Annotated in this window: 2 protein-coding genes; both read right to left on the bottom strand. The window is 75.3% G+C overall.

What is annotated here, in order from left to right; all coding sequences use genetic code 11:
* Positions 1 to 107 precede the first annotated feature (107 nt).
* Positions 108 to 398, bottom strand: a complete 291-nt coding sequence (locus EDM22_RS19275) for a WXG100 family type VII secretion target (protein WP_122938706.1) — start codon at positions 396 to 398, stop codon at positions 108 to 110.
* Positions 399 to 533: 135 nt separating this feature from the next.
* The coding region (locus tag EDM22_RS19270) for a sensor histidine kinase (protein ID WP_138708151.1) at positions 534 to 1,072 on the bottom strand (539 nt) is incomplete at its 5' end.

Below are 1,072 nucleotides of genomic sequence, written 5' to 3'. Positions count from 1 at the left end.
CCCCGTGGCGGGCGCGCGCCTCACGCGCCGGGCAGGCGCCGGGCACGCCCCCCAGGCGCGGGGCACGCCCCGCAGGCGCCGGGGACGCACCGCAGGCGCGGGCGCACTCAGCGCAGGAACAGCCGAGCGTTCGCGAGCTCCGCCTCGGCGTAGTGCGTGGCCGCGGCGCCGAGCGCCTGGCTCAGACCGCCGAGGCTCTGCTCGACCTGCTGTTGCGTGAGCCGCCAATCGGCGACGGCCGCCTGGAACGCCGTGGAGGCCTGGCCCGACCACGAGCCCTGCAGCCCGTGCAGCTGCCCGAGCAGTGACGCGACCTCGGACTGGATGCGCCCGATGGTGCCCTGCACGCCCTGCGTCGCGGCGGCGACCTGCTCGCTGTCGACCTGGTACCTGGTCATGGGAAGGAGTCCTCTCGATCGGTGGCACCGGGGATGCCGGCGATGAGGAGGACGCTACGGATCAGCCCGCGGTGGCGGGCGCGCGGCATCCGCTCGGGGGTCGAATGGAACGCGCGAGGCGGTGTCGAGGACGGGTCAGGCCTCGACAGGGAGGGGCTGAGGTGCCGCCGCCGAGCTCGCGAGGGGGAGCGCGACACGGAAGGTCGCGCCGCCGCCGGGCGTCTCGACGACGTCGACGTGCCCGTTGTGCGCCGCCACGATCGACGACACGATCGCGAGGCCGAGGCCCGAGCCGCCCGTCTCACGGGTGCGCGAGGTGTCGGCGCGCCAGAAGCGCTGGAAGATCTTCTCGCGGATCTGCGGGGGCACGCCCTCGCCGTGGTCGACGATCTCGAGCAGGGCGCGCTCGGCGGCGTCGTCGACGTACACGCGGATCTCGATGGGGCTGTCGTCGGCGGTGAACCGCATCGCGTTGCCCATGAGGTTGGTGATGACCTGGCGGATCTTGTTCTCCTCGGCGAGCACCACGGCGCGGCGCACGGGCACGGTCGTGCTCGCGGTGACCGGCGCGGCGCCCGTCGCCGGTGCCGCCGTCTCGCCGCTCCTCGGTGCGACCGCCGTCCTCGTCGCACCGGCGGCGGATGCCGCGGCGCTCGCGCGTGCGGCGGCGCCGC

Source organism: Agromyces tardus (assembly GCF_003710805.1).
GTDB classification, from domain to species: domain Bacteria; phylum Actinomycetota; class Actinomycetes; order Actinomycetales; family Microbacteriaceae; genus Agromyces; species Agromyces tardus.
This window is presented reverse-complemented; position numbering and strand designations above follow the sequence as displayed.